The 23,543-nt window shown below is 60.1% G+C and carries 28 protein-coding genes; 23 read left to right on the top strand and 5 right to left on the bottom strand.

The annotated features are described in order from the left end of the window. Positions 1–502 precede the first annotated feature (502 nt). A complete protein-coding gene (rluC, locus tag ACSBQQ_RS09055) occupies positions 503–1,462 on the top strand; it encodes a 23S rRNA pseudouridine(955/2504/2580) synthase RluC (RefSeq protein WP_033646448.1) in 960 nt (319 codons plus the stop codon). A gap of 6 nt (positions 1,463–1,468) precedes the next feature. On the opposite strand, the gene ACSBQQ_RS09050 is transcribed toward rluC, so the two are convergent. After that, positions 1,469–2,050: a Maf family protein gene (locus ACSBQQ_RS09050; RefSeq protein WP_060420593.1), complete on the bottom strand. Its 582-nt coding sequence runs from the start codon at positions 2,048–2,050 to the stop codon at positions 1,469–1,471. 141 nt (positions 2,051–2,191) lie between these two features. Here ACSBQQ_RS09050 and yceD point away from each other — a divergent pair, with 141 nt between their 5' ends. The 14 genes from yceD (at position 2,192) to ptsG (ending at position 14,502) form a co-directional block, all read left to right on the top strand. Beyond that, entirely contained in the window at positions 2,192–2,713 is a 522-nt protein-coding gene (gene yceD, locus ACSBQQ_RS09045) for a 23S rRNA accumulation protein YceD (RefSeq protein WP_004927780.1), read from the top strand. Between the two features lie 16 nt (positions 2,714–2,729). Further along, entirely contained in the window at positions 2,730–2,897 is a 168-nt protein-coding gene (rpmF, locus tag ACSBQQ_RS09040) for a 50S ribosomal protein L32 (RefSeq protein ID WP_004927778.1), read from the top strand. Positions 2,898–2,908: 11 nt separating this feature from the next. After that, the gene (gene plsX / locus ACSBQQ_RS09035; RefSeq protein ID WP_071883797.1) at positions 2,909–3,943 is read left to right on the top strand and encodes a phosphate acyltransferase PlsX; all 1,035 of its coding nucleotides are present in this window, start codon (positions 2,909–2,911) and stop codon (positions 3,941–3,943) included. A 6-nt stretch (positions 3,944–3,949) separates the two neighbouring features. Further along, positions 3,950–4,903, top strand: a complete 954-nt coding sequence (locus ACSBQQ_RS09030; protein ID WP_025302411.1) for a beta-ketoacyl-ACP synthase III — start codon at positions 3,950–3,952, stop codon at positions 4,901–4,903. An 18-nt stretch (positions 4,904–4,921) separates the two neighbouring features. After that, positions 4,922–5,851, top strand: a complete 930-nt coding sequence (fabD, locus tag ACSBQQ_RS09025) for an ACP S-malonyltransferase (RefSeq protein ID WP_060428486.1) — start codon at positions 4,922–4,924, stop codon at positions 5,849–5,851. A gap of 11 nt (positions 5,852–5,862) precedes the next feature. After that, on the top strand, positions 5,863–6,597 hold the full coding sequence (gene fabG, locus ACSBQQ_RS09020) for a 3-oxoacyl-ACP reductase FabG (RefSeq protein ID WP_016928193.1): 735 nt from the start codon (positions 5,863–5,865) through the stop codon (positions 6,595–6,597). 154 nt (positions 6,598–6,751) lie between these two features. Next, positions 6,752–6,988 carry an acyl carrier protein gene (gene acpP / locus ACSBQQ_RS09015; protein ID WP_004719003.1) on the top strand — a complete coding sequence of 79 codons (237 nt, stop codon included), beginning with the start codon at positions 6,752–6,754 and terminating at the stop codon, positions 6,986–6,988. A gap of 82 nt (positions 6,989–7,070) precedes the next feature. Continuing rightward, complete coding sequence (fabF, locus tag ACSBQQ_RS09010) at positions 7,071–8,312, top strand: beta-ketoacyl-ACP synthase II (protein ID WP_033638042.1); 1,242 nt, start codon at positions 7,071–7,073, stop codon at positions 8,310–8,312. A 145-nt stretch (positions 8,313–8,457) separates the two neighbouring features. Beyond that, the gene (gene pabC, locus ACSBQQ_RS09005; protein ID WP_060387575.1) at positions 8,458–9,255 is read left to right on the top strand and encodes an aminodeoxychorismate lyase; all 798 of its coding nucleotides are present in this window, start codon (positions 8,458–8,460) and stop codon (positions 9,253–9,255) included. A 13-nt stretch (positions 9,256–9,268) separates the two neighbouring features. Beyond that, the gene (gene mltG, locus ACSBQQ_RS09000; protein WP_033646443.1) at positions 9,269–10,294 is read left to right on the top strand and encodes an endolytic transglycosylase MltG; all 1,026 of its coding nucleotides are present in this window, start codon (positions 9,269–9,271) and stop codon (positions 10,292–10,294) included. Further along, entirely contained in the window at positions 10,284–10,922 is a 639-nt protein-coding gene (gene tmk / locus ACSBQQ_RS08995; RefSeq protein ID WP_033646442.1) for a dTMP kinase, read from the top strand. Before mltG ends, tmk begins: the two co-directional genes overlap by 11 nt. Then, complete coding sequence (gene holB, locus ACSBQQ_RS08990; RefSeq protein WP_060428488.1) at positions 10,922–11,929, top strand: DNA polymerase III subunit delta'; 1,008 nt, start codon at positions 10,922–10,924, stop codon at positions 11,927–11,929. The genes tmk and holB overlap by 1 nt, the downstream gene beginning before the upstream one ends. Before the next feature lie 19 nt (positions 11,930–11,948). Beyond that, positions 11,949–12,725, top strand: coding sequence for a metal-dependent hydrolase (locus tag ACSBQQ_RS08985; protein WP_060428490.1), 777 nt, complete (start codon positions 11,949–11,951; stop codon positions 12,723–12,725). A 343-nt stretch (positions 12,726–13,068) separates the two neighbouring features. Next, the gene (ptsG, locus tag ACSBQQ_RS08980) at positions 13,069–14,502 is read left to right on the top strand and encodes a PTS glucose transporter subunit IIBC (protein WP_060428492.1); all 1,434 of its coding nucleotides are present in this window, start codon (positions 13,069–13,071) and stop codon (positions 14,500–14,502) included. 56 nt (positions 14,503–14,558) lie between these two features. Here the strand turns inward: ptsG and ACSBQQ_RS08975 are convergent, their stop codons facing one another. Beyond that, the gene (locus ACSBQQ_RS08975; protein WP_033646440.1) at positions 14,559–14,924 is read right to left on the bottom strand and encodes a DUF4180 domain-containing protein; all 366 of its coding nucleotides are present in this window, start codon (positions 14,922–14,924) and stop codon (positions 14,559–14,561) included. 14 nt (positions 14,925–14,938) lie between these two features. Beyond that, on the bottom strand, positions 14,939–15,409 hold the full coding sequence (gene mntR / locus ACSBQQ_RS08970; RefSeq protein WP_033638048.1) for a manganese-binding transcriptional regulator MntR: 471 nt from the start codon (positions 15,407–15,409) through the stop codon (positions 14,939–14,941). A 230-nt stretch (positions 15,410–15,639) separates the two neighbouring features. On the opposite strand from mntR, the gene ACSBQQ_RS08965 reads away from it, so the two are divergent. Then, a complete protein-coding gene (locus tag ACSBQQ_RS08965; protein ID WP_004928764.1) occupies positions 15,640–16,944 on the top strand; it encodes an Nramp family divalent metal transporter in 1,305 nt (434 codons plus the stop codon). A 37-nt stretch (positions 16,945–16,981) separates the two neighbouring features. Here the strand turns inward: ACSBQQ_RS08965 and ACSBQQ_RS08960 are convergent, their stop codons facing one another. Continuing rightward, a complete protein-coding gene (locus tag ACSBQQ_RS08960; protein ID WP_033646439.1) occupies positions 16,982–17,731 on the bottom strand; it encodes an SDR family oxidoreductase in 750 nt (249 codons plus the stop codon). Between the two features lie 99 nt (positions 17,732–17,830). On the opposite strand from ACSBQQ_RS08960, the gene ACSBQQ_RS08955 reads away from it, so the two are divergent. Further along, positions 17,831–18,208 carry a winged helix-turn-helix transcriptional regulator gene (locus tag ACSBQQ_RS08955; protein WP_072268980.1) on the top strand — a complete coding sequence of 126 codons (378 nt, stop codon included), beginning with the start codon at positions 17,831–17,833 and terminating at the stop codon, positions 18,206–18,208. On the opposite strand, the gene ACSBQQ_RS08950 is transcribed toward ACSBQQ_RS08955, so the two are convergent. Further along, on the bottom strand, positions 18,205–19,110 hold the full coding sequence (locus ACSBQQ_RS08950) for a transporter substrate-binding domain-containing protein (protein WP_033646438.1): 906 nt from the start codon (positions 19,108–19,110) through the stop codon (positions 18,205–18,207). The genes ACSBQQ_RS08955 and ACSBQQ_RS08950 overlap by 4 nt on opposite strands. Before the next feature lie 221 nt (positions 19,111–19,331). Here ACSBQQ_RS08950 and hinT point away from each other — a divergent pair, with 221 nt between their 5' ends. The 6 genes from hinT to ycfP all read left to right on the top strand — a co-directional run bounded on the left by hinT (position 19,332) and on the right by ycfP (position 23,227). Beyond that, entirely contained in the window at positions 19,332–19,682 is a 351-nt protein-coding gene (gene hinT, locus ACSBQQ_RS08945; protein ID WP_004928776.1) for a purine nucleoside phosphoramidase, read from the top strand. Positions 19,683–19,693: 11 nt separating this feature from the next. Further along, on the top strand, positions 19,694–20,083 hold the full coding sequence (locus ACSBQQ_RS08940; RefSeq protein ID WP_033646437.1) for a YcfL family protein: 390 nt from the start codon (positions 19,694–19,696) through the stop codon (positions 20,081–20,083). Positions 20,084–20,109: 26 nt separating this feature from the next. Further along, positions 20,110–20,700, top strand: coding sequence for a penicillin-binding protein activator LpoB (lpoB, locus tag ACSBQQ_RS08935; protein ID WP_033646436.1), 591 nt, complete (start codon positions 20,110–20,112; stop codon positions 20,698–20,700). Continuing rightward, positions 20,681–21,547: a thiamine kinase gene (thiK, locus tag ACSBQQ_RS08930; protein ID WP_033646435.1), complete on the top strand. Its 867-nt coding sequence runs from the start codon at positions 20,681–20,683 to the stop codon at positions 21,545–21,547. The genes lpoB and thiK overlap by 20 nt, the downstream gene beginning before the upstream one ends. A 38-nt stretch (positions 21,548–21,585) precedes the next feature. After that, entirely contained in the window at positions 21,586–22,605 is a 1,020-nt protein-coding gene (nagZ, locus tag ACSBQQ_RS08925; RefSeq protein ID WP_060428494.1) for a beta-N-acetylhexosaminidase, read from the top strand. Between the two features lie 79 nt (positions 22,606–22,684). Further along, a complete protein-coding gene (gene ycfP / locus ACSBQQ_RS08920) occupies positions 22,685–23,227 on the top strand; it encodes an alpha/beta hydrolase YcfP (RefSeq protein ID WP_015377468.1) in 543 nt (180 codons plus the stop codon). The last annotated feature ends 316 nt before the right edge of the window (positions 23,228–23,543 follow it).

Here is a 23,543-nt window from a genome sequence, read left to right as displayed (position 1 = left end):
ACCTCATGGCCGGAGTTAAACCGAAAGCCCCGTGTCTTCTCGCAAAGCCGTCAACCTCACGGTTGTCGCCTGCATAGGGGCGCATTATCTCGGTAAGCCTGCTTTTCTTTGTGAAAGACAGCACTTTTACTAGGGGAATAGCCTCTGATTTACGTCGACAGATCTGATTCCATTTGCCGGCCAAGCTGCAACCCGCAGCCCGCTAATTGTTTGATTTCGCATTACGTCTTACGCCATTGCTGCGTTTTTGCGCGATCAGACAAATTTTATAATTCCACCGTTTTCCCTGTTTAACGAGAATCAACGCGGAAAGTGACTGCATTATTCCACTGCTGATGCCGTTATAGCAAGGTGACTTTTCCTTAACTGCGGAAGAAATCGCAAACGTTCAAACCGGCTTGCTGCCTTATTGTCCGCTGGGGTTTCGCCCGCCGTCAGAGAGACAGTTAAGCACAGAAAAAGATGTGGCGCTATTCACGCGCTCTATTTAGAATCCCGCACCATGAAAACGAACAATCCAGCAGTACAATTCATCACGATTTCCGACGACGAAGCCGGTCAGAGAATCGACAACTTTCTGCTCGCTCGCCTGAAAGGCGTGCCGAAGAGCATGATTTACCGCATCGTGCGCAAAGGCGAGGTGCGGGTCAATAAAGGGCGCATCAAGGTCGAATACAAATTGGCGGCCGGCGACGTGGTGCGCGTGCCGCCGGTGCGGGTGGCCGAGCGCGAAGAGACGCCGGTGTCGGCCAAGCTGGATAAGGTAGCCGCGCTGGCCGATTGCATTCTGTATGAAGACGACCACCTGCTGATCCTCAACAAGCCTTCCGGCACCGCGGTGCACGGCGGCAGCGGCCTGAGCTTCGGCGTGATCGAAGGGCTGCGCGCGCTGCGCCCGGAAGCCCGCTTCCTCGAGCTGGTGCACCGTCTGGATCGCGATACCTCCGGCGTGCTGCTGGTGGCCAAGAAGCGCTCCGCGCTGCGCTCGCTGCATGAACAGCTGCGGCTGAAGGGCATGCAGAAGGATTATCTGGCGCTGGTGCGCGGCCAGTGGCAATCCCACTGCAAGGCCGTACAGGCGCCGCTGCTGAAAAACATTCTGCAAAGCGGTGAGCGCATCGTGCGCGTCAGCAGCGAAGGCAAGCCTTCGGAAACCCGCTTCAAGGTGGAAGAGCGTTACGAATTCGCCACCCTGGTGAAGGCCAGCCCGATCACCGGGCGCACTCACCAGATCCGCGTGCACACGCTGCATGCCGGGCATCCGATCGCCTTTGACGATCGCTATGGCGACCGCGAGTTCGATCGCCAGCTGGCGGGTACTGGCCTGAAGCGGTTGTTCCTGCACGCCGCGGCGCTGCGCTTCGAGCATCCGGCCACCGGCGAAACGATGCGCATCGAAGCGCCGATGGACCAAGAGCTGCGCCACTGCCTGCAGGTGCTGCGCCGGCAGGTGGCCAAGTAATCCGCGTCAGACCAGCGGGTTGATGCCTTCAGCCCGCAACATGTCCAACAGCGCGATCAACGGCAGGCCGATCAGGGCGTTCGGGTCCCGGCCTTCCAACCTGTCGAACAGCGCGATCCCCAATCCCTCGCTCTTGAAACTGCCCGCGCAGTTCAGCGGTTGCTCCAGACGTATATAGGCGGCGATCTCCGCTTCGCTCAACGCGCGAAAATGCACGTGGAACGGCTCACACAGGGCCTGCAGCTGCTTGCTGCGGCCGTTGTACAGCGCCAGGCCGGTATAGAAGGTCACGGCCTGGCCGCTGGCCTGACGCAGCTGCGCCCGGGCGTTTTCCTCGGTATGGGGCTTGCCGGTGATGTTGCCATCGATCACGCAGACCTGATCGGAGCCGATGATCAGATGCTCGGGATAGGCGAGGGCCAGCGCCTGAGCCTTCGCCGCCGCCAGGCGCAGCACCAGCGCTTCGGCGCTTTCGCCCGGCAGTGGGGTTTCATCCACCTCGGGTGCGGCGCAGTCGAAGGGCAGCCGTAACTTCTCCAGCAGCATTTTTCGATAGGGTGAGGTGGAGGCTAAAAGCAATCTCTGCATAATTTTTTTCGCAAACCGTAGCGTAAATGGGTATGGCATTTTAAACTGTCGGCCGCTGTGGAAGCGAATATTGGTGAAAGGAGCCGTTTTACGGCCTTTTTCTTTGACTCTATGTCGTTACAAAGTTAATATGCGCGCCCTATGCAAAAGGTAAAATTACCCTTGACCATTGATGCGGTACGTACCGCTCAGAAACGCCTGGACTATGCTGGTGTCTATGCGCCTGAGCAGGTTACTCGTGTTGCCGACTCCGTGGTCAGTGTGGACAGTGATGTCGAGGTGTCGTTGTCGTTCAATATCGACAATCAGCGCCTCGCGGTGATAACAGGGCATGCGGACGTCACGGTAACGTTGATGTGCCAACGCTGTGGAGTCCCGTTCGAACATCAGGTTCACACAACATATTGTTTTAGCCCGGTCGTCAATGATGAGCAGGCTGAGGCATTACCGGAAGCGTACGAACCGATCGAAGTTGACGAGTTTGGCGAAGTCGATCTGTTGGCGATGATTGAAGACGAAATTATTCTTTCACTGCCTGTCGTTCCGGTACATGAATCTGAACACTGTGAAGTGTCCGAAGCGGACATGGTATTTGGTCAACTGCCTCCCGAGGCGGAGAAACCGAATCCGTTTGCCGTATTAGCCAGTTTAAAGCGTAAGTAATTGAGGAGTAAGGTCCATGGCCGTACAACAGAATAAACCAACCCGTTCCAAGCGTGGCATGCGTCGTTCTCACGATGCTCTGACCACGACTACTCTGTCTGTAGACAAAGTATCCGGTGAAACTCACCGTCGTCACCACATCACTGCCGACGGTTTCTACCGCGGTCGCAAGGTTATCGGCTAAGTAGCGATACCTTGACTCGTCTAACCCTGGCGTTAGATGCAATGGGCGGGGACTTCGGTCCCTGCGTCACAGTGCCTGCTTCGTTGCAGGCACTGGCCTCTAATTTACAGCTTCATCTCCTGCTGGTCGGCAATCCCGACGTCATCTCCCCTTTGCTTGCCCACGCCGATCCGGTTCTTCTGGAGCGTCTGCAAGTCGTGCCCGCCGAGTCCGTGATCGCCGGCGACGCCAAACCTTCACAAGCGATACGCGCCAGCCGCGGCACGTCGATGCGTATTGCGCTCGAGCAGCTCAGCAGCGGTAAAGCGCAGGGCTGCGTCAGCGCCGGCAATACCGGTGCGCTGATGGGATTGGCGAAGCTGTTGGTCAAGCCGCTGGAAGGCATCGAGCGCCCGGCGCTGATGACGGCGATCCCGAATCAGCAACGCAGTAAAACCGTGGTGCTGGATTTGGGGGCCAACGTCGAGTGCGACAGCACCATGCTGGTGCAGTTTGCCGTGATGGGCGCGGTGATGGCGGAAGAGGTGATCGGCATTGCGCAACCGCGGGTGGCGCTGCTGAATATTGGCGAAGAAGAGACCAAAGGCCTGGATAATATCCGCGAAGCGGCCGCTGTGCTAAAAAATACTCCGGCAATCAACTATATTGGTTACCTGGAAGGAAACGAGCTGCTCACCGGCAAGACCGACGTGTTGGTATGCGATGGCTTCGTGGGCAACGTCACCCTGAAAACCATGGAAGGGGTGGTCAGGGTGTTCTTATCGCTGCTGAAATCGTCCGGCGACGGCAACAAGCGAGCGTGGTGGCTGAAATTGTTGGGCCGTTGGTTGCAAAAACGGGTGGTTAAGCGGTTCGGCCACCTGAACCCCGACCAGTATAATGGCGCATGTCTGTTAGGATTGCGCAGCACCGTAGTCAAGAGCCACGGCGCTGCGAACCCTCACGCGTTTGCAGTCGCAATCGAACAGGCTGTGCAGGCGGTGCAGCGGCAAGTCCCGGAAAGGATTGCTGCGCGCCTTGAGGCTGTATTACCTAAGAGTGACTGATCGTACATGTATACAAAGATTCTCGGTACGGGGAGTTATTTGCCCGTACAAGTGCGCACCAATGCTGATTTGGAAAAAATGGTGGATACCTCTGACGAATGGATCGTCACGCGTACCGGTATCCGCGAACGTCGCATCGCCGCTGCGGATGAAACCGTCGCGACGATGAGCTTCCAGGCCGCTGAGAAAGCGCTGGAAATGGCAGGTGTGGCTAAAGAAGACATTGGGCTGATCGTCGTGGCGACCACCACGACCACTCACGCGTTCCCGAGCGCGGCGTGCCTGGTGCAGCAAATGCTGGGCATCAAAGACTGCGCGGCGTTCGATCTGGCTGCGGCCTGTGCCGGCTTTACTTACGCGCTCAGCGTGGCCGATCAGTACGTGAAGAACGGCGCGGTCAAACATGCGCTGGTTATCGGCGCGGACGTCTTGTCGCGCACGCTGGATCCTGAAGATCGCGGCACCATCATTCTGTTTGGCGATGGCGCAGGGGCGGTGGTGCTGGGGGCTTCTGAAGCGCCGGGCATTCTGTCTACCCATCTGCATGCCGACGGCAGCTACGGCAACCTGCTGACGCTGCCGTACAAGGATCGCCAGAATCAAGACAAGCCGGCCTATGTCACCATGGCGGGCAACGAAGTCTTCAAGGTTGCGGTCACCGAGCTGGCGCGCATCGTCGACGAGACGCTGCAGGCCAACAACATGGACCGCAGCGAGCTGGATTGGCTGGTGCCGCACCAGGCCAACCTGCGCATCATCAGCGCAACGGCGAAAAAACTGGGCATGGGGATGGACAAAGTGGTGGTGACGCTCGATCGTCACGGCAACACCTCTGCCGCCTCGGTGCCTTCCGCACTGGACGAAGCGGTGCGCGACGGGCGAATTCAGCGTGGCCAACTGGTGCTGCTGGAGGCCTTCGGCGGCGGCTTTACCTGGGGCTCGGCGCTGGTTCGTTTCTGATTTGGACAGGAAGAAAAAATGACGCAATTTGCTTTTGTTTTCCCGGGCCAGGGGTCGCAGACCGTTGGCATGCTGGCCGAGTTGGCCGCACAGTTCCCGATCGTCGAAGAAACCTTCGGCGAAGCCTCTTCCGCCCTGGGTTACGACCTGTGGCAACTGGTGCAGCAAGGCCCGGCGGAAGAACTGAACAAAACCTGGCAGACCCAACCGGCTCTGCTGGCCGCCTCGGTGGCGATTTTCCGCGTTTGGCAACAGCAGGGCGGTAAAGCGCCGGCGCTGATGGCGGGCCACAGCTTGGGCGAATACTCGGCGCTGGTCTGCGCCGGCGTGCTGGACTTCAAGGCGGCGATCCGTCTGGTTGAGCTGCGCGGCAAGCTGATGCAGGAAGCGGTGCCGGAAGGCACCGGCGCGATGTACGCCATCATCGGTCTGGACAACGACGCGATCGCTAAGGCGTGTGAAGAGTCTGCGCAGGGGCAGGTGGTTTCTCCGGTCAACTTCAACTCGCCGGGCCAGGTGGTCATCGCCGGCAACAAAGAAGCGGTTGAGCGCGCAGGCGTCGCCTGCAAAGCCGCAGGCGCCAAGCGCGCGCTGCCGCTGCCGGTGAGCGTGCCTTCGCACTGTGCGCTGATGAAACCGGCCGCCGACAAGCTGGCCGTGGCGCTGCAGGACATCACCTTCAAAGCGCCGCAGGTGCCGGTGGTGAACAACGTCGACGTGCGCACCGAAAACGATCCGGAAGCGATCCGCAGCGCGCTGGTGCGTCAGCTGTACAGCCCGGTGCGTTGGACCGAGAGCGTAGAATTTATCGCAGCACAGGGAGTGACGTCGCTGCTGGAAGTGGGGCCGGGCAAAGTGCTGACCGGTCTGACTAAACGTATTGTTGACACCCTGACGGCTGCGGCGGTGAACGACACCGCCAGCCTGTCGGCGGCGCTTGAACAATAAAGAGGAAAATGATGAGCTTCGAAGGTAAAATCGTTCTGGTCACCGGCGCGAGCCGCGGTATTGGCCGAGCTATTGCAGAAACGTTTGTGGCACGCGGCGCCAAAGTGATCGGCACCGCGACCAGCGAGAGCGGCGCTGAAGCGATCAGCAGCTACCTGGGCGCAAACGGCAAAGGGTTTATGTTGAACGTTGTTGATGCGCAATCTATCGACAGCGTGCTGGCATCGATTCGCGCCGAATTTGGCGAAATCGACATTTTAGTGAATAATGCCGGCATCACGCGTGATAACCTGCTGATGCGTATGAAGGATGATGAGTGGGAGGATATCCTCGACACCAACCTGACTTCCGTATTCCGCCTGTCAAAAGCGGTAATGCGCGCTATGATGAAAAAGCGGTTTGGCCGTATCATCACCATCGGTTCCGTTGTCGGCACCATGGGGAACGCAGGGCAGGCGAACTACGCGGCGGCTAAAGCCGGTCTGATTGGTTTTAGCAAATCTTTGGCACGTGAAGTTGCTTCGCGTGGCATTACGGTCAACGTCGTGGCACCTGGCTTTATTGAGACGGACATGACACGGGCGTTGACAGATGATCAACGCGCAGGCATTTTGTCATCAGTTCCAGCCAACCGGCTGGGCGATGCTAAAGAAATCGCCAGCGCTGTTGCATTTTTGGCCTCTGATGAGGCCGGCTATATCACCGGTGAAACGCTACATGTCAATGGCGGCATGTACATGATTTAAAAAATGTGAAAACCATTTGCGTTATTTGAGGCAAAAACCGCAAAATAGCGTAAAATCGTGGTTTGACCAGCCGGGATTTAGTTGCATCTTTTTCAGCATTTTATACACTACGAAAACCATCGCGAAAGCGAGTTTTGATAGGAAATTTAAGAGTATGAGCACTATCGAAGAACGCGTTAAGAAAATCATTGTTGAGCAACTGGGTGTTAAACAGGAAGAAGTTTTGAACAACGCTTCTTTCGTTGAAGATCTGGGCGCTGATTCTCTTGACACCGTTGAGCTGGTAATGGCACTGGAAGAAGAATTCGACACCGAGATTCCAGACGAAGAAGCTGAGAAGATCACTACTGTTCAGGCAGCTATTGATTTCATCAACGCTAGCCAGCAGTAAGAGAACATATCTAGGCGGTCGCTCGACCGCCTAAGTTTTTTCTATCCCTAGTGTCATATTTTTCCCTCCCTGGAGGACAAACGTGTCTAAGCGTCGAGTAGTTGTGACCGGACTGGGCATGTTGTCTCCTGTCGGCAATACGGTAGAGTCCACGTGGAACGCTCTTCTTGCCGGTCAGAGTGGCATCAGCCTGATCGACCATTTCGATACCACTGCCTATGCGACCAAGTTTGCTGGCCTGGTAAAGAATTTTAATTCCGAGGATTTCATCTCGCGCAAAGATGCGCGCAAGATGGACGCCTTTATCCAGTACGGTATCGCTGCCGGCATGCAAGCCATGCAGGATGCAGGCCTGGACATCACCGAGGCTAACGCCAGCCGCATTGGAGCCGCGATCGGTTCCGGCATCGGCGGCCTGGGTTTGATCGAAGAAAACCACAGTTCACTGGTTAACGGTGGCCCACGGAAAATTAGTCCGTTCTTCGTGCCATCCACCATCGTGAATATGATTGCCGGTCACCTGACAATCATGTACGGCATGCGTGGCCCAAGCATTTCCATCGCCACCGCCTGTACTTCAGGTGTGCACAACATCGGCCATGCGGCGCGTATCATTGCCTACAATGATGCGGACGTGATGCTGGCCGGTGGGGCAGAGAAAGCCAGCACCCCATTGGGCGTCGGCGGCTTTGGCGCAGCGCGCGCCCTGTCCACCCGTAATGACAACCCGCAGGCGGCGAGCCGTCCGTGGGATAAAGACCGCGACGGCTTTGTGCTGGGCGACGGCGCCGGCATGATGGTGCTGGAAGAGTACGAGCATGCGAAAAAGCGCGGCGCGAAAATCTACGCCGAAGTGGTGGGCTTTGGGATGAGCAGCGATGCTTATCACATGACGTCGCCACCGGAAAACGGCGCAGGCGCTGCGCTGGCGATGGAAAATGCCCTGCTTGACGCTGGTGTGACCCCGTCACAAATCGGCTACATCAACGCGCACGGCACCTCTACGCCGGCGGGCGACCAGGCGGAAGCGCAGGCGGTGAAATCCGTCTTCGGCGCCGATGCAGAGCGCGTGCTGGTGAGCTCGACCAAATCGATGACTGGCCACCTGTTGGGTGCGGCAGGCGCGATCGAGTCTATCTTCACCGTGCTGGCGCTGCGCGATCAGGCGGTACCGCCAACCATCAATCTGGATAACCCGGATGAAGGTTGCGATCTGGACTTCGTGCCTCACGAAGCGCGCCAGGTCAGCGATATGGAGTTCAGCCTGTGTAACTCCTTCGGCTTCGGCGGCACCAACGGCTCGCTGATCTTCCGCCGAGTGTAATTCGCGCTGTGGATAGCTGATGAAAAGCCCGGTTTTTTAACCGGGCTTTTTTACGCCTATCGTCTGGACACCAACAGGGCTGCGTATCGCCTCGTCGCCTGCTATTCTGCGAGCGTAATGAAATCACCCGGCAACAGGAGGGAGCATGTACTGGATTAACGGACAACGCCACGATGCGCTGGCGCCGAGCGATCGCGGCCTGCAGTTCGGCGATGGCTGCTTTACTACCGCCCGGGTTATCGATGGTAAAATCGAGCTGCTGCCCTGGCATCTGGAGCGGCTGCAGCAAGCGGCGCAGCGGCTGATGCTGCCCGCCACCGATTGGCTGGCTTTCGAACGGGAGATGGCGCTGGCGGCCGAATCAATTCCGCTCGGCGTGGTCAAAGCGATACTGACGCGCGGCAGCGGCGGGCGGGGTTACAGCCCGACGGGGTGCGAAAACCCGACGCGTATCGTGGCCCGCAGCAGCTACCCTGCGCACTATTTGCAGTGGCGCGAGCAGGGCATCACGCTTGCGCTCAGCCCGGTGGCGCTGGCGCGCAATCCGTTGCTGGCGGGGTTGAAGCATTTGAACCGCCTGGAGCAGGTGCTGATCCGCGCGCATCTTGACCAGACGGCCGCCGACGAGGCGCTGGTGCTTGACACTGCCGGTATGCTGGTGGAATGCTGTGCGGCTAATTTGTTCTGGCGTAAGGGAAAAGCGGTATTTACCCCGGATCTGAGCCAGGCAGGTGTCGCCGGCCTGATGCGGCGGCGGGTGATCGCGCTGCTGGCGGGCTCGGAATACCGTCTGCACTGCGTCAGTGAACCGCTGGAGACGCTGGCCGATGCCGACGAAGTCCTGGTGAGCAATACGCTGATGCCGCTGCTGCCGGTAAACGCTGCGCAATCATGGCGCTATGCTTCGCGCCAGCTGTATGATTTTTTGCGTCCACACTGTTAACCATGGCTGATTGATGAAGAAAAGAAAGCTGAAGGTCCTGTCTATTATTGTTGTTCTGGTATTGGCGCTGCTGTTTTGGGGCTACCAGAAGATCGAACGCTTTGCCGATACGCCACTGGCTATCCAACAAGAAACCATCTTCAAACTGCCGGCCGGCACCGGCCGGGTAGCGCTGGAAGGGCTATTGGTGCGCGATAAGCTGGTGCGCAACGGCCGCTGGTTCCAGTGGCTGCTGAAGCTGGAGCCGGAGCTGGCGGAGTTTAAAGCCGGCACCTACCGGTTCACGCCGGGCATGACGGTGCGCCAGATGCTGAAACTGTTGGCCAGCGGCAAAGAGGCGCAGTTCACCGCACGCTTTATCGAAGGCTCACGCCTGCGTGACTGGCAGCAGGTGCTGCAGCAGTCCAAATACCTGAAACACACCCTGGCGGGCAAGAGCGAAGCGGAGATTGCCGCCGCGCTCGGCATTCCTGCGGGAGAAACGCCGGAAGGGCATTTGTACCCGGATACCTATCAGTATACCGCCGGCATGAGCGACATCGCGCTGCTCAAACGCGCACACGTGCGCATGAACAAAGCGCTGCAGGCCGCCTGGGCCGGCCGCGACACCAGCCTGCCGTATAAAACGCCGGAAGAGCTGCTGACCATGGCCTCGATCGTCGAGAAAGAGACCGCGGTGCCGGAAGAACGCAGCAAGGTGGCGTCGGTGTTCGTCAACCGCTTGCGCATCGGCATGCGCCTGCAGACCGATCCGACGGTGATCTACGGCATGGGCGAAAGCTATAATGGCAACATCACGCGCAAGGATCTGGAGACGCCGACGCCGTACAACACCTATGTGATCGCCGGCCTGCCGCCAACGCCGATCGCCATGCCGGGTGAGGCCTCGTTGCAGGCGGCCGCCAATCCGGCCAAAACGCCTTATCTCTATTTTGTCGCCGACGGCAAGGGTGGGCATACCTTCACCACCAATCTGGCGAGCCATAACCAGGCGGTGCGCGTGTACCGTCAGGCGTTAAAGGAAAAGAATGAAAAGTAAATTCGTTGTTATCGAAGGGCTGGAAGGCGCGGGTAAAACCACCGCGCGCGATACGGTGGTCAATGTGCTGCGCGAACACGGCGTCAGCGACATCGTCTTCACCCGCGAGCCGGGCGGCACGCCGCTGGCGGAGAAGCTGCGCGATCTGTTCAAGCGCGGCATCGACGGCGAATTGCCGACCATCAAGGCCGAAGTATTGATGCTGTACGCCGCGCGCGTGCAGCTGGTGGAAACCGTGATCAAACCGGCCCTGGCGCGCGGCGCCTGGGTGGTGGGCGATCGCCACGATCTCTCTTCACAGGCTTACCAGGGCGGCGGCCGCGGCGTGGATCCGCAGCTGATGAGCTCGCTGCGCGACACCGTGCTGGGGGATTTTCGCCCGGATCTGACGGTGTATCTCGATCTGCCGCCGCTGGTCGGCCTGCAACGCGCGCAGGCGCGCGGTCAGCTGGATCGCATCGAACAGGAGGCGCTGCCGTTCTTCGAACGCACCCGCGCTCGCTATCTCGAGCTGGCGGCGCAGGATAAAACCATCGTCACCGTCGACGCCGCCCAGCCGCTGGAGCAGGTGACCGCGGCGATCCGCGACTGCGTCGGCCACTGGCTGCGGCAGCAGGAAGGCGCATAATGAACTGGTACCCGTGGCTGAACGGCCCTTATCGCCAGCTGATCGGGCAGTACGCCGACGGCCGAGGCCATCATGCGCTGCTGCTGCACGCGGCGGCGGGCAACGGTGACGATGCGCTGGCCTACGGCCTGAGCCGCTGGTTGATCTGCCAGCAGCGCAACGGTGAAAAAAGCTGCGGCGAGTGCCACAGCTGCCGGCTGATGCTGGCGGGAAACCACCCGGATTATCACGTGCTGGCGCCGGAAAAGGGCAAGAGCAGCCTGGGCATCGAGCCGATCCGCCAGGTGATTGAAACGCTGTACGCCCACGCGCAGCAGGGCGGCGCTAAAGTGATTTGGCTGCCGCAGGCGGAACAGCTGACCGAAGCGGCGGCCAACGCGCTGCTTAAAACGCTGGAAGAGCCGCCGGAGAAAACCTATTTTCTGCTGGGCTGCCGTGAGCCGTCGCGGCTGATGGCGACGTTGCGCAGCCGCTGCCTGTATTGGCATTTGGCCAGCCCGGATGAGCAACTCAGCCTGCAGTGGCTGGGCCGACAGGCGGCCGGCTCTCAGACGGACCGCCTCACGGCGCTGCGCCTGCACGACGGCGCGCCGCTGGCCGCCGAACAGCTGTTGCAGCCGCAGCAGTGGCAACAGCGCAGCGCCCTGTGCGCCACGTTGAGCGCCGCGCTGCCGCAGCGCGATATGCTGTCGCTGCTGCCGGTGTTGAACCATGAAGACGTCGCCGAGCGCCTGCACTGGCTGTGCGCGTTGCTGGTGGACGCGATGAAGTGGCAGCAGGGCGCGCATCACTATGTATTGAATCAGGATCAGCAGCCGCTGGTGCATCAGCTAGCCAGACTGCTGAGCAGCGCCTCGCTGCAGCAGATCGTGCAGCAGTGGCTGAACTGCCGCCATCAGCTGCTCAGCGTGGTGGGCGTCAACCGCGAGCTGCTGCTGACCGAACAGTTACTTCGCTGGGAACAGATGCTTGGCGCCGCCGGCTATTCCCAACCTCATTCGCTGTAAAGTAAAAGAGTTAAAAATTATGTTGTTAGTCGATTCTCATTGCCACCTTGACAGTCTGGATTATCAAACGCTGCACCAGAATGTGGACGATGCGCTGGCCAAAGCCAAGGCGCGCGACGTCGGCTATGTGCTGGCGGTTGCCACCACGCTGCCGGGTTACCGTTCCATGACCGAGCTGATCGGCGAGCGCAACGACGTGGCCTTCTCCTGCGGGATGCATCCGCTCAATCTGGATGAGGGGTATGATTACGCCGAACTGCGTCGCCTGGCGGCGGCGGAGCAGGTGGTGGCGCTGGGGGAGACCGGGCTCGATTACTTCTACCAGAAAGACAACCTTGAGCTGCAGCAGGACTCTTTCCGCGAACATATCCGCATCGGCCGGGATCTGAACAAGCCGGTGATCGTCCACACTCGCGATGCGCGCGCGGACACGCTGGCGATCCTGCGTGAAGAGAACGCACAGGACTGCGGCGGCGTACTCCACTGCTTCACTGAAGATCTGGCCACGGCCGAAGCTCTGCTGGATCTGGGCTTCTACATCTCCTTCTCGGGCATCGTCACCTTCCGCAACGCCGAACAGCTGCGCGAGGTGGCGCGCTATGTGCCGCTGGATCGCATTCTGGTGGAAACCGACTCGCCTTATCTGGCACCGGTGCCGCATCGCGGCAAAGAAAACCAACCCGCCTATGTGCGCGATGTGGCTGAATACATGGCGGTATTGAAGGGCGTCAGCCTGGAACAACTGGCCGAAGCCACCACCGCCAACTTTTCACGTTTATTTCACCTCGAACTGTGATCTTTGACCTAGGCTATAGCTGTAGGTCATTGTCTGCGTAATTTTTTTTAAGCTCGTAATTAATCACTGAAACGGGTAAGGTTCCCTCCCGTTTCAAGGTGATTGATGCGTGTTTTTTGGTCTGTTTCGCCAAAAAACAGCCGGTTTATGCAAAGTTACCGCGGCTCGATCATCGAAACGTGATTGTCATCAAACATTGCGCAGGCTATTTATTTTACTCTGCGTAATAAATTCAAGGGGTGCTCAGACACCCTGAATTGCAGGGGTTTTTCTCCCCCCCTTGCAGCGCGAATCATCGCGAAAAGAAGTAGCAAAGCATTATTACTCAGGAGCACACTCAACTATGTTCAAGAACGCATTTGCAAACCTGCAAAAAGTAGGTAAATCGCTCATGCTGCCGGTGTCCGTGTTGCCTATCGCAGGTATCCTGCTGGGCGTCGGCTCCGCCAACTTTAGCTGGCTACCTGCGGTAGTCTCCCACGTGATGGCGGAAGCGGGCGGTTCGGTCTTCGCCAACATGCCGCTGATTTTCGCCATCGGCGTCGCCCTGGGCTTCACCAACAACGACGGCGTTTCCGCGCTGGCGGCGGTGGTGGCCTACGGCATCATGGTGAAAACCATGGCGGTGGTTGCGCCGCTGGTGCTGCACCTGCCGGCTGAACAGATTGCGGCCAAACACCTGGCGGATACCGGTGTGCTCGGGGGGATTATCTCCGGCGCCATCGCGGCCTATATGTTCAACCGCTTCTTCCGCATTCAACTGCCGGAATACCTGGGCTTCTTTGCCGGTAAGCGTTTCGTGCCGATCATTTCCGGTCTGGCGGCGATCGTTCTGGGCGTAGTGCTGTCCTTCATCTGGCCGCCGATCGGTACGGCTATCCAGACCTTCTCGCAGTGGGCGGCTTATCAGAACCCGGTCGTGGCCTTCGGCATTTACGGCGTGGTTGAGCGTGCTCTGGTGCCATTCGGTCTGCACCACATCTGGAACGTACCGTTCCAAATGCAAATCGGTGAATTCACCAACGCGGCGGGCCAGGTATTCCACGGCGACATCCCTCGCTACATGGCGGGCGACCCTACCGCGGGCAAACTGTCCGGCGGCTTCCTGTTCAAAATGTACGGTCTGCCTGCGGCGGCCATCGCCATCTGGCACTCGGCCAAGCCGGAAAACCGCGCGAAAGTCGGCGGCATCATGATCTCCGCCGCGTTGACCTCGTTCCTGACCGGTATCACCGAGCCGATCGAGTTCTCCTTCATGTTCGTCGCGCCGATCCTGTACGTGATCCACGCTATTCTGGCTGGCCTGGCGTTCCCAATCTGCATCCTGTTGGGCATGCGCGATGGCACCAGCTTCTCGCACGGCCTGATCGACTTTATCGTACTGAGCGGCAACAGCAGCAAAATCTGGCTATTCCCAATCGTCGGCATCGTCTACGGTCTGGTGTACTACACCATCTTCCGCGTGCTGATCGCCAAGCTGGATCTGAAAACCCCGGGCCGTGAAGACACCGCTGCCGAGCAGACTGCGCAGGGCGGTTCCGAAATGTCCGCGGCGCTGGTTCAGGCCTTCGGCGGTAAAGAAAACATCACTAACCTGGATGCTTGTATCACCCGTCTGCGCGTCAGCGTGGCCGACGTGTCCAAAGTTGACCAGGCGGGCCTGAAGAAACTGGGCGCAGCCGGCGTAGTCGTCGCTGGCTCCGGCGTGCAGGCCATCTTCGGCACCAAGTCCGACAACCTGAAAACCGATATGGACGAATACATCCGTAATCACTGATTCAGGCAGGGGAGTTACCAAGGGAGGCGAAAGCCTCCCTTTTTTATTGCCTGCCGTCAGGCGCCAAGGCGCTGTTCGAGTTCGGCGAGAGAAGGGAGGAACCAGACCTGTTCGCCGCGGTTGGCTTCACGCACGAAATCTTGCAGCGCGTTGCTTTGCGCCAGCCAGGGGGAGATATCGCCCAGCAGCGCAACGCGCAGGCTGTAGTTGATGAATTTCTGCAATACGGCGCCGGCAATGCCGCTTCTGAGCTGGAAAAAGGCGGCGTCGAGGCGGTTGACGGGGAGGGCAATCATCCCGGCATCGTGTTCAAAGGCGGGCGCGATAAACAGGCTGACGTCGTTTTCGTCTTTCAATGGTGGCCCGGCTTCGGCGAACACCACCAGGCGCAGATCGTGGATTTGCTGCACGGCGTAGCTCATCGGCGCTCCGGGAGTCAGGGCTTGGCGTGCTTTTGCAGGTAATGCTCGAACACCGCCAGCGTTTCGTCCGAGATATGGTGCTCAATCCCTTCGCTGTCCAGCTCGGCGGTTTCGCTCGGCACCCCGACGCACATCAGCAGATCGACCACGATGCGGTGACGGCGGCGCACCTTCTGCGCCAGCAGCTCGCCTTCCTCGGTTAAAAACACCCCGCGATAAGGGCGCGATTCCACCAGCCCGGCGCTTTTCAGCCGCGCGATATTTTTGATCGCCGTCGGGTGAGACACGCCGAAGCGGCGCGCGATGTCGGTGGTTCTGGCTTCGCGGGTGCTTTGCAGCAAATCGGCGATCAGCTCAACGTAATCTTCGATCAGCGCATTGGACTGCGCTTCGCGGGCGCGGCTAAAACGCAGGGCGTGCTCGGCCTCGTCCGGCATGTCGGTCTGGGCGTGGCGGTCGGCGTTATCTGGCGCGCGGGTAACCATAGCGTGGGGCGTCCTGTAAGCATAAAAATGGCGTCTCCCGGCAATGCGGGGAGGGTTGCCCTAAGTTAGTCCAAATAGCACACATTATCAATTCGATGCCACGCATTGTGGTAGTTAGAAATATCTCTACACAAAGCCAATGAATTTCGCCTGTTGCATAAAGTGTAGCCGATGCTACATTGTCGGCATGGTAGGTGGAAAAATAACCAGTGAAAGATTGAGGGTAATTCATGCGTGACGCGGCAACCACTCCATCGTTAACCGAACGGACCAACATCGCGATTGGCGCCGCCCTTGCCGGACGCAAGCGCGGCGCCTTTACGCCGTTGCTGTTCGCCGGCCCGGCGGTGATTGCCTCTATTGCCTATATGGATCCCGGCAACTTCGCCACCAATATTCAGGCCGGGGCGAAATACGGCTACAGCCTGCTGTGGGTGGTGGTGATGGCCAACCTGATCGCCATGCTGTTCCAGGCGCTGTCGGCCAAGCTCGGCATCGTCACCAACCGCAATCTGGCGGAGATGTGCCGCGACCAGTTTTCACGGCCGGTAGTGATCGGCATGTGGCTGCTCAGCGAAGTGGCGGCGATGGCCACCGATCTGGCGGAGTTTCTCGGCGGGGCGATCGCGCTGGCGCTGCTGTTCCATATGCCGCTGCTGGCGGGGATGGGGGTGACGGCGGTGATCACCTATGCGCTGTTGATGGTGGAAAAGAAAGGTTTCCGCCCGGTCGAGCTGATGATCGGCGGCCTGGTGGGCATCATCGCGCTGTGCTATCTGGTGGAGATGTTCATCGTACCGGTGGACTGGCAAGCGGCCGGCCTCGGCATGGTGACGCCGCAGTTGCCGGACGCGCAAGCGCTGACCATCGCCGTCGGCATTATCGGCGCCACCGTGATGCCGCACGCCATTTTCCTGCACTCGGGGCTGACCCAGCACCGCAGCCCGGCCAGCGACAACGGCGAGCGGCGCAAGCTGCTGCGTTTTTCCAATATTGAAGTGGTGATCGCGCTGGCGCTCGCCGGGCTGGTGAATATTGCGATGGTGATCATGGCCTCGAGCGCCTTCCACGCCGGTAATAGCGACGTGGCCGAAATTGGCACCGCCTACCATACGTTGACGCCGCTGTTCGGCGCGGCGGCCGCCGGCATCTTCCTCGCTTCGTTGATCGCCTCCGGCATTTCCAGCTCGGTGGTGGGCACCATGGCCGGGCAAATGATCATGCAGGGCTTCGTTGGCTTCCGCATCCCGGTGTGGGTGCGCCGCCTGGTCACCATGGTGCCGGCGTTTATCGTGGTGGCGATGGGCGTCAACGCCACCGACGCGCTGGTCTATAGCCAGGTGGTACTAAGCCTGGCGCTGCCGGCGCCGATGATTGCGCTGGTGATGTTCACCCGCCGCCGCGACATCATGGGCGAGTTCGCCAACGGCCGCTGGACCAGCCTGGCGGCGGTGGTCGGCACGGTGGTGATCGTGCTGCTCAACGTGGTGCTGTTGTTGCAGACCTTCGGCGTCGATATTCCCGGTTTGGGGTGATCTTGCGGGCCGCGCGGGGCGCGGCCGCGTCGCTAAATTATAAATTTCCCACACCACCGTCCATCTGCAGCTCGGCGCCGACCATAAAGGCCGACTCGTCCGCCGCCAGAAACACCGCCGCTTTGGCCAGCTCCAGCGCGCTGCCCATGCGGCCGATCGGTACCAGCGCGCGGATATCGTCGCGTAATGCCTGTTCATCAGCTTCCGCCAGCCCCAGCTTACCCAACGCCGGGGTTTCGGTCGGGCCGGGGCTGAGGCCGTTAAGGCGAATGCCGCGCGCGTGCAGCTCACCGGACAGCGTTCTGGCCAGCGACAGCAAGCCGGCTTTGCTGGCGGCGTAGGCGCTGCTCTGCGGCAGGCCGATATGGGCGCTGACCGAACCGCACAGGATCACCGAAGACGGGTTGGCCAGCAGCGGCAGCAGCGCCTGGATCAGAAAAAACGGCCCCTTCAGGTTGATGTCCATCAGCCGCTGATAGCTCTGCTCATCCCACTCCTGCAGCGGGCGATGCGTAACGTCGCCGGCGTTGATGTACAGCACGTCCAGCCGCGGCCACCGTTGCCCCAGCCGCTGCGCCAGTTCGCGCTGCTGCGGAATATCGCCGGCGTCGCTCAGCAGCAACAGCGCCTTGCCTCCCAATGCCTGGCCCGCCGCGTCCAGGGCGCTTTGGCTGCGCCCGGTGATCGCCACCGTCGCGCCCTCGGCGATGAACTGGCGGGCGGTTTCCAGCCCGATGCCGCTGGTGCCGCCGGTAATCAATGCGTACTTGCCTTGCAGTCGTGACATAACCGATTCCTCTTTAGCGTCAGTTGCGGCATTATTTGCGCTATAGTTCCTTTTGCATAGTAGGCACCTTTTGGATACTAAAGGGCGAGGTGGGATGAAATGACGGCGCAAGCGCCATTCGCGGCGGAAAATAATTTGGCGGCGTTGCCGCCGGCGGGCGAATCCTGCCCGATGGTGGACTTCGTCAATCTGGTGTCGGGCAAGTGGGCGATACCGATCCTGTACCGGCTGATAATGATCGATGGCCCGGTGCGATTCAGCGAGCTGCAGCGGGCGGTGGCGCCCATTGCGCAGAAAGAGCTGACGCGTCAGCTGCGGCTGTTCGAACAGCGTGGCCTGGTGACGCGGCAGGTGTTTCCCGAAGTGCCGCCGCGGGTGGAGTATCAGGTCACCGCGCTCGGTAAATCGCTGCGGCCGACGCTGGACTCGCTGGCCGAGTGGATGCGTCGGCACGCGCCGCAGCTGATCGGCGGCTAGTCGCCGATGCCCGGCGGGTTGATGGCGGAGCGCTCGACCTTTTCATCGCCTTCGCCCCAGCGCTCCAGCACCTGCGCGTATTCGCCGCTGACGATGACGCCGTTGATGGCGGCGTTGACGGCGTTCACCAACCCGTTGCCTTTTTTGGTGGTGACCGCGACGTAGGCCACGCTGGGGCCGATGCCGACCATTTTGGTCTTGCCGGTCAGCGCCGCCTTGTAGGCGCCGGTGGAGTGGGGGCCGAAGAACGCATCGGCGCGCCCGGACTGAATGCTCAGGTTGGTGGCGGCGTCGTCGGTCACGTAGATCGGCTGCACCGGCGGCAACCCGGCGGCGCGGTTTTGCTTATCCCATCCCAACAGTATGTTTTCCTGATTGGTGCCGGATCCGACGATGACCCGCAGCCCGGCGACGTCCTGCGGCCGGTTGATCGAGGTGATGTGGCTGGTGGATTTGACGTAAAAGCCCAGTGTGTCCACCCGATAAGTGGCGAAGTCGAATTTGGTTTTACGCTGTTTGGTGACGGCGATGTTGAAGATCGCCGCATCGTATTTGCCGGCGCTGATGCCCAGCGGCCAATCTTCCCAGGAGGTGGGCACCAGATTCAGCGCCAGCCCAAGGCTGTCGGCCACCAGGCGGGCGATGTCCGGATCGCTGCCGATCAGCGTTTTATTGTCCTCGGCGAACAGCGCCAGCGGCGGGGAGTTCTCGAACGCCACCGCCACCGTCAGCTTGCCGGGCACCGCGAAGTGAAAGTTTGCCGGAATCAGTGCGATAGCGGCCGGGTTTTTCTCCGCGCGTATCGGCTCTCGGTTAGCCTGCAGATCGATACCGCCCGCCGTGACCGCCTGCACGGCGGCGCTCAGCAACAGCGCGCACAGCGCCGAAATCCTCAGTGGCATAGCACCCTCTATCCTTTGTTAATCATGGGGTTACTATTGGCGGCGGCGCGGGGCAAGTAAAGCAACAATAGTGAATAACCAAAGTGAAAAGATGCACAAGCGCGGCGCCGGGCTGCGCGAATCTGCAGCACTCGACGTGGAAAGTGCGCAATCAGGTTGAAAGCAGTAGAATTTGTCACTCATACTGCGTACAGCTAATTGTGTAAAACAAGGAACGCCAGATGGCCGAAGAAACGATTTTCAGTAAAATTATCCGCCGCGAAATCCCTGCTGATGTGGTTTATCAGGACGAACTGGTCACCGCTTTCCGTGACATCTCTCCCCAGGCACCCACCCATGTACTGATCGTTCCCAACGTGCTGATCCCAACCGTCAACGACGTGACCGTGGAGCATGAAGCCGCGCTGGGCCGCATGATCACCGCCGCGGCGAAGATCGCCGAACAGGAAGGCATCGCTGAGGACGGCTACCGCCTGATCGTCAACTGCAACCGCCACGCCGGTCAGGAGGTCTATCATATTCACATGCACCTGGTCGGTGGCCGCTCGCTGGGGCCGCTGCTGTCACGTTAAGCGAGGAAATCATGCGCGGTAAAAAAACTCTCCGTGGTCTGATGGCGTTGGCGCTGCCCGCCGCGTTGCTGATGGGATGCAGTTCATCGCCCGGCATCGCGGTCAACCAAGGGCAGACGGTGGTGATGGATCCTTCGGTGCTGACCGCCGGCATTTTGGCCGATACGCCCTCGATTTCGAACGCCTCCGGGCGGGTGATGGCGACCTCGGTGCTCAACAACAGCCAAATGACGCCGGTCACCGTACATTACCGCTTCTATTGGTACGACGCGCAGGGGCTGGATATTCGCCCCTTCGAGAAACCGCGCGAGATCGTGGTGGCGCCCGACTCGGACGCCAAAATTTACTCGATTAACGGCAATCTGGACGCTAAAAGCGCGCGTCTGTATCTGTACCTGTAAGCGCTTGCCAGGTTTGGAGAAAAAGCATGAAAAAGTACGTCTTAGTGGCGCTGGCCGCATTAACCCTCAGCGGCTGTCTGTCGCGCCCGCCTGAGCCGGAACAACCGTTGCCGCCGGTCACTGTCGAACCGGAACAGCCGACGCCGCCGGTCGAGCAGCCACAGCCGCCAACCACCGAGCCGGTGCCGCAGCCGCCGAAAATCCAGCAGCTTGACTGGCTGGGCAGCGTTCAGCCGCTGGTGGGGCAGATGCTGAAGGCCGATGGCGTCACGGCCGGCAGCGTACTGCTGCTGGACAGCGTCAAGAACAACACCAACGGTTCGCTGCAGATGGGCAAAGCTACCGCGGCGCTGTACAAGGCGCTGGCGTCGAACTCCACCTTCAGCGTGGTGCCGGAAGCGAAGCTGACCAGCGCCAGACAAACGCTGGGCCTGTCGGCGGATGACAGCTTCGGTTCGCGCAGCAAGGCGATTGGCCTGGCGCGCATCGTCGGCGCGCAGTACGTGCTGTATAGCGACGTCAGCGGCGACGTGAAGTCGCCGGCGTTGGATATGCAGCTGATGCTGGTGCAAACCGGCGAGATCGTCTGGTCGGGCAATGGCGCCGTTAAACGCTGAGGCCGCGCTGCGACGATTGATGGAAACCAGACTGCCGGCGGTGGATACCGCCGGTTGTCATTTCAGCCCGGTGCAGGGGCTGACCGGCGAGAGCTGGCGCATCGACGGCGCGGGCATCACGCTGTTGGCGCGCCAGCACAGTGCGGAAAAACGCGCGCTGGGCGTGAGCCGACGGCGGGAAGCGCGGGTCTTGCGCCGCTGCGCGCCGGGGCTGGGGCCGCGGGTTTTCGCACAGAATAATCAGTGGCTTATCCTCGAATGGCTCGAAGGTGACGTCGTCACAGATGCCGAGTTTGCGGCGCTGAATGAGCGCGGCGAGCTGGCGGCGATGGCGGCGGAACTGCATCGGCGGCCGCTCAGCGGTTACCGGCTGGATCTGCGGCGGCAATTCCTCCGCTACTGGCCGCAGCTGGATACGCGGCGTGTAACCCCTGCCTGGCTGCGCCTGCAGCGCCATTTTTTGCTAAGTGTGCCGCCACAGCCGCTGCGCCTGGCGCCGCTGCACATGGACATCCACCCGGGCAATTTGCTCGCCACCGGCGAGGGGCTGCGATTGATCGACTGGGAGTATGCCGCCGACGGTGACGTGGCGCTGGATATCGCCGCGCTGTTTCGCGGCAATGGTTGGTCGGCCGGGCAGCAGCAGCGCTTTTTGCAGCACTACGCGCGCCAGGGCTATCACGACGCCGCCCGGCTGCAGGCCCAGGTGCGGGGCTGGCTGCCGTGGGTGGATTATCTGATGCTGCTGTGGTTTGAAGTGCGCTGGCAGCAGAGCGGCGACGCCGAATTTTTACGCTGGGGCGCTGCGGTGCGCCGGCGATTCTGTTTATCATCATCCGAATTCTGAACGAACAATAATGAAGTGAGGTGCCCGTGGGCCCAGTAATGCTAGATGTCGCCGGCTACGAGCTGGATGCAGAAGAACGCGAGATTTTGAAACACCCGCTGGTTGGCGGATTGATCCTGTTTACCCGCAACTTCCACGATGCGGAGCAGCTGCGTGAGCTGGTGCGCCAGATCCGCGCCGCCTCGCACGATCGGCTGGTGGTGGCGGTAGACCAGGAGGGCGGGCGCGTGCAGCGCTTCCGCGAGGGCTTCACCCGCCTGCCGGCGGCGCAGTCGTTCGCCGCGTTGCACGATGCGCAGGAAGGCGGCCGGCTGGCGCAGGAGGCCGGCTGGCTGATGGCGGCGGAGATGATCGCGCAGGATATCGACATCAGCTTCGCACCGGTGCTGGACATCGGCCACGGCAGCGCGGCGATCGGCGAGCGTTCGTTCCACAGCGATCCGCAGCAGGCGCTGGCGATGGCCGAACGCTTTATCCTCGGCATGCACAGCGCCGGCATGAAAACCACCGGCAAACACTTTCCTGGGCACGGCGCCGTCAGCGCCGATTCGCACAGGGAAACCCCGCGCGATCCGCGGCCGCTGGCGCAGATCCGCGAGCATGACATGGCGATCTTCCGCGAGCTGATCAACCGCCAACTGCTGGACGCCGTCATGCCGGCCCATGTCATCTATACTGAAGCGGACCCGCGCCCGGCCAGCGGCTCGCCTTACTGGCTGCAGCAGATCCTGCGTCAGGAGCTGGGCTTCGATGGCGTGATTTTCTCCGACGATCTGTCGATGGAAGGCGCCGCCATCATGGGCAGCTACGCCGAGCGCGGCCAGGCGGCGCTGGATGCCGGTTGCGACATGATCCTGGTGTGCAACCACCGCGAAGGCGCGGTCAGCGTGTTGGATAACCTGTCCCCGGTCAAAGCAGAGAAGGTGAAGCGGTTATATCATCGCGGTCAGTTCACCCGTCAGGAACTGCGCGACTCCGAGCGCTGGCAGCAGGCGCACAAGGCGCTCAGCGCGCTGAGTGAACGCTGGGAGGAACACAAGCAGCGTTCGCAGGGGTGAATCCAGGCGCCGCATCGCGGCGCAGAGCGGAAATGATGAGGGCTGCGCCCGCGGCCCTTGGCTTGTTGCGAGGATCCACATGATTATCTATTTGCACGGCTTCGATTCCACCAGTCCCGGCAATCATGAAAAGGTGTTACAGCTGCAGTTTATCGATCCGGACGTGCGCTTCATCAGCTACAGCACGCTGCATCCGCGTCACGACATGCAGCATCTGTTGAAAGAGGTGGACAAGGCGGTGCAACAGGGCGGCGACGCGCACCCGTTGATCTGCGGGGTCGGCCTCGGCGGTTTCTGGGCGGAGCGCATCGGCTTCCTGTGCGGCATTCGCCAGGCGATGTTCAATCCCAATCTGTACCCGGAAGAGCACATGCACGGCAAGATAGACCGGCCGGAAGAGTATCGCGATATCGCCACCAAGTGCGTGGAGGATTTCCGCGAGAAGAACCGCGATCGCTGTCTGGTGGTGCTGTCGCGGCACGACGAGGTGCTGGATAACCGGCGCAGCGCCGAATTGCTGCATCACTACTACGAGATCGTGTGGGATGAACAGCAGACGCACAAGTTCAAAAATATCTCCCCCCATCTGCAGCGGCTCAAGGCGTTCAAGGCGCTGGGTTAACAGTTTCATAACGCTGCCGTGAGCCGCGCTTCCCGTTTTTCACCGGCGGAAAGTGCGGCTTTTTTGTGCGCCCAGGCAAGATCTTGCGTGGCAATCGGCAAAATTTAAAACTGTGACTCAGCGCTAACTATTTGAATCACAATCGCCAAAAAATCCTCGCGTCCAGCCTTTAACCAAAAAAATTTGATGTACATCAATTTTGGTATGACCAAATAACCTCACATGTTATTCTGGCCTCAGAGAGCCGATTTATTTTAAGCGAACCCTATGTATTCTAAGGATATTATTTATTTACTCTGGAATAACAAATGGTTCA

This window comes from Serratia sp. G204Y, assembly GCF_051172435.1.
Classification (GTDB): Bacteria; Pseudomonadota; Gammaproteobacteria; order Enterobacterales; family Enterobacteriaceae; genus Serratia; species Serratia sarumanii.
The sequence above is the reverse complement of the archived record's forward strand: the minus strand, read 5'-3'. Positions and strand labels throughout refer to the sequence as shown.

Bases quoted from the DNA above. Each gene is read 5' to 3' on its own strand.
- rluC (WP_033646448.1), top strand. From the start codon at position 503: ATGAAAACGAACAATCCAGCAGTACAATTCATCACGATTTCCGACGAC.
- ACSBQQ_RS09050 (WP_060420593.1), bottom strand. From the start codon at position 2,050: ATGCAGAGATTGCTTTTAGCCTCCACCTCACCCTATCGAAAAATGCTG.
- yceD (WP_004927780.1), top strand. From the start codon at position 2,192: ATGCAAAAGGTAAAATTACCCTTGACCATTGATGCGGTACGTACCGCT.
- rpmF (WP_004927778.1), top strand. From the start codon at position 2,730: ATGGCCGTACAACAGAATAAACCAACCCGTTCCAAGCGTGGCATGCGT.
- ACSBQQ_RS09030 (WP_025302411.1), top strand. From the start codon at position 3,950: ATGTATACAAAGATTCTCGGTACGGGGAGTTATTTGCCCGTACAAGTG.
- fabD (WP_060428486.1), top strand. From the start codon at position 4,922: ATGACGCAATTTGCTTTTGTTTTCCCGGGCCAGGGGTCGCAGACCGTT.
- fabG (WP_016928193.1), top strand. From the start codon at position 5,863: ATGAGCTTCGAAGGTAAAATCGTTCTGGTCACCGGCGCGAGCCGCGGT.
- acpP (WP_004719003.1), top strand. From the start codon at position 6,752: ATGAGCACTATCGAAGAACGCGTTAAGAAAATCATTGTTGAGCAACTG.
- pabC (WP_060387575.1), top strand. From the start codon at position 8,458: ATGTACTGGATTAACGGACAACGCCACGATGCGCTGGCGCCGAGCGAT.
- mltG (WP_033646443.1), top strand. From the start codon at position 9,269: ATGAAGAAAAGAAAGCTGAAGGTCCTGTCTATTATTGTTGTTCTGGTA.
- tmk (WP_033646442.1), top strand. From the start codon at position 10,284: ATGAAAAGTAAATTCGTTGTTATCGAAGGGCTGGAAGGCGCGGGTAAA.
- holB (WP_060428488.1), top strand. From the start codon at position 10,922: ATGAACTGGTACCCGTGGCTGAACGGCCCTTATCGCCAGCTGATCGGG.
- ACSBQQ_RS08985 (WP_060428490.1), top strand. From the start codon at position 11,949: ATGTTGTTAGTCGATTCTCATTGCCACCTTGACAGTCTGGATTATCAA.
- ptsG (WP_060428492.1), top strand. From the start codon at position 13,069: ATGTTCAAGAACGCATTTGCAAACCTGCAAAAAGTAGGTAAATCGCTC.
- ACSBQQ_RS08975 (WP_033646440.1), bottom strand. From the start codon at position 14,924: ATGAGCTACGCCGTGCAGCAAATCCACGATCTGCGCCTGGTGGTGTTC.
- mntR (WP_033638048.1), bottom strand. From the start codon at position 15,409: ATGGTTACCCGCGCGCCAGATAACGCCGACCGCCACGCCCAGACCGAC.
- ACSBQQ_RS08965 (WP_004928764.1), top strand. From the start codon at position 15,640: ATGCGTGACGCGGCAACCACTCCATCGTTAACCGAACGGACCAACATC.
- ACSBQQ_RS08960 (WP_033646439.1), bottom strand. From the start codon at position 17,731: ATGTCACGACTGCAAGGCAAGTACGCATTGATTACCGGCGGCACCAGC.
- ACSBQQ_RS08955 (WP_072268980.1), top strand. From the start codon at position 17,831: ATGACGGCGCAAGCGCCATTCGCGGCGGAAAATAATTTGGCGGCGTTG.
- ACSBQQ_RS08950 (WP_033646438.1), bottom strand. From the start codon at position 19,110: ATGCCACTGAGGATTTCGGCGCTGTGCGCGCTGTTGCTGAGCGCCGCC.
- hinT (WP_004928776.1), top strand. From the start codon at position 19,332: ATGGCCGAAGAAACGATTTTCAGTAAAATTATCCGCCGCGAAATCCCT.
- ACSBQQ_RS08940 (WP_033646437.1), top strand. From the start codon at position 19,694: ATGCGCGGTAAAAAAACTCTCCGTGGTCTGATGGCGTTGGCGCTGCCC.
- lpoB (WP_033646436.1), top strand. From the start codon at position 20,110: ATGAAAAAGTACGTCTTAGTGGCGCTGGCCGCATTAACCCTCAGCGGC.
- thiK (WP_033646435.1), top strand. From the start codon at position 20,681: ATGGCGCCGTTAAACGCTGAGGCCGCGCTGCGACGATTGATGGAAACC.
- nagZ (WP_060428494.1), top strand. From the start codon at position 21,586: ATGCTAGATGTCGCCGGCTACGAGCTGGATGCAGAAGAACGCGAGATT.
- ycfP (WP_015377468.1), top strand. From the start codon at position 22,685: ATGATTATCTATTTGCACGGCTTCGATTCCACCAGTCCCGGCAATCAT.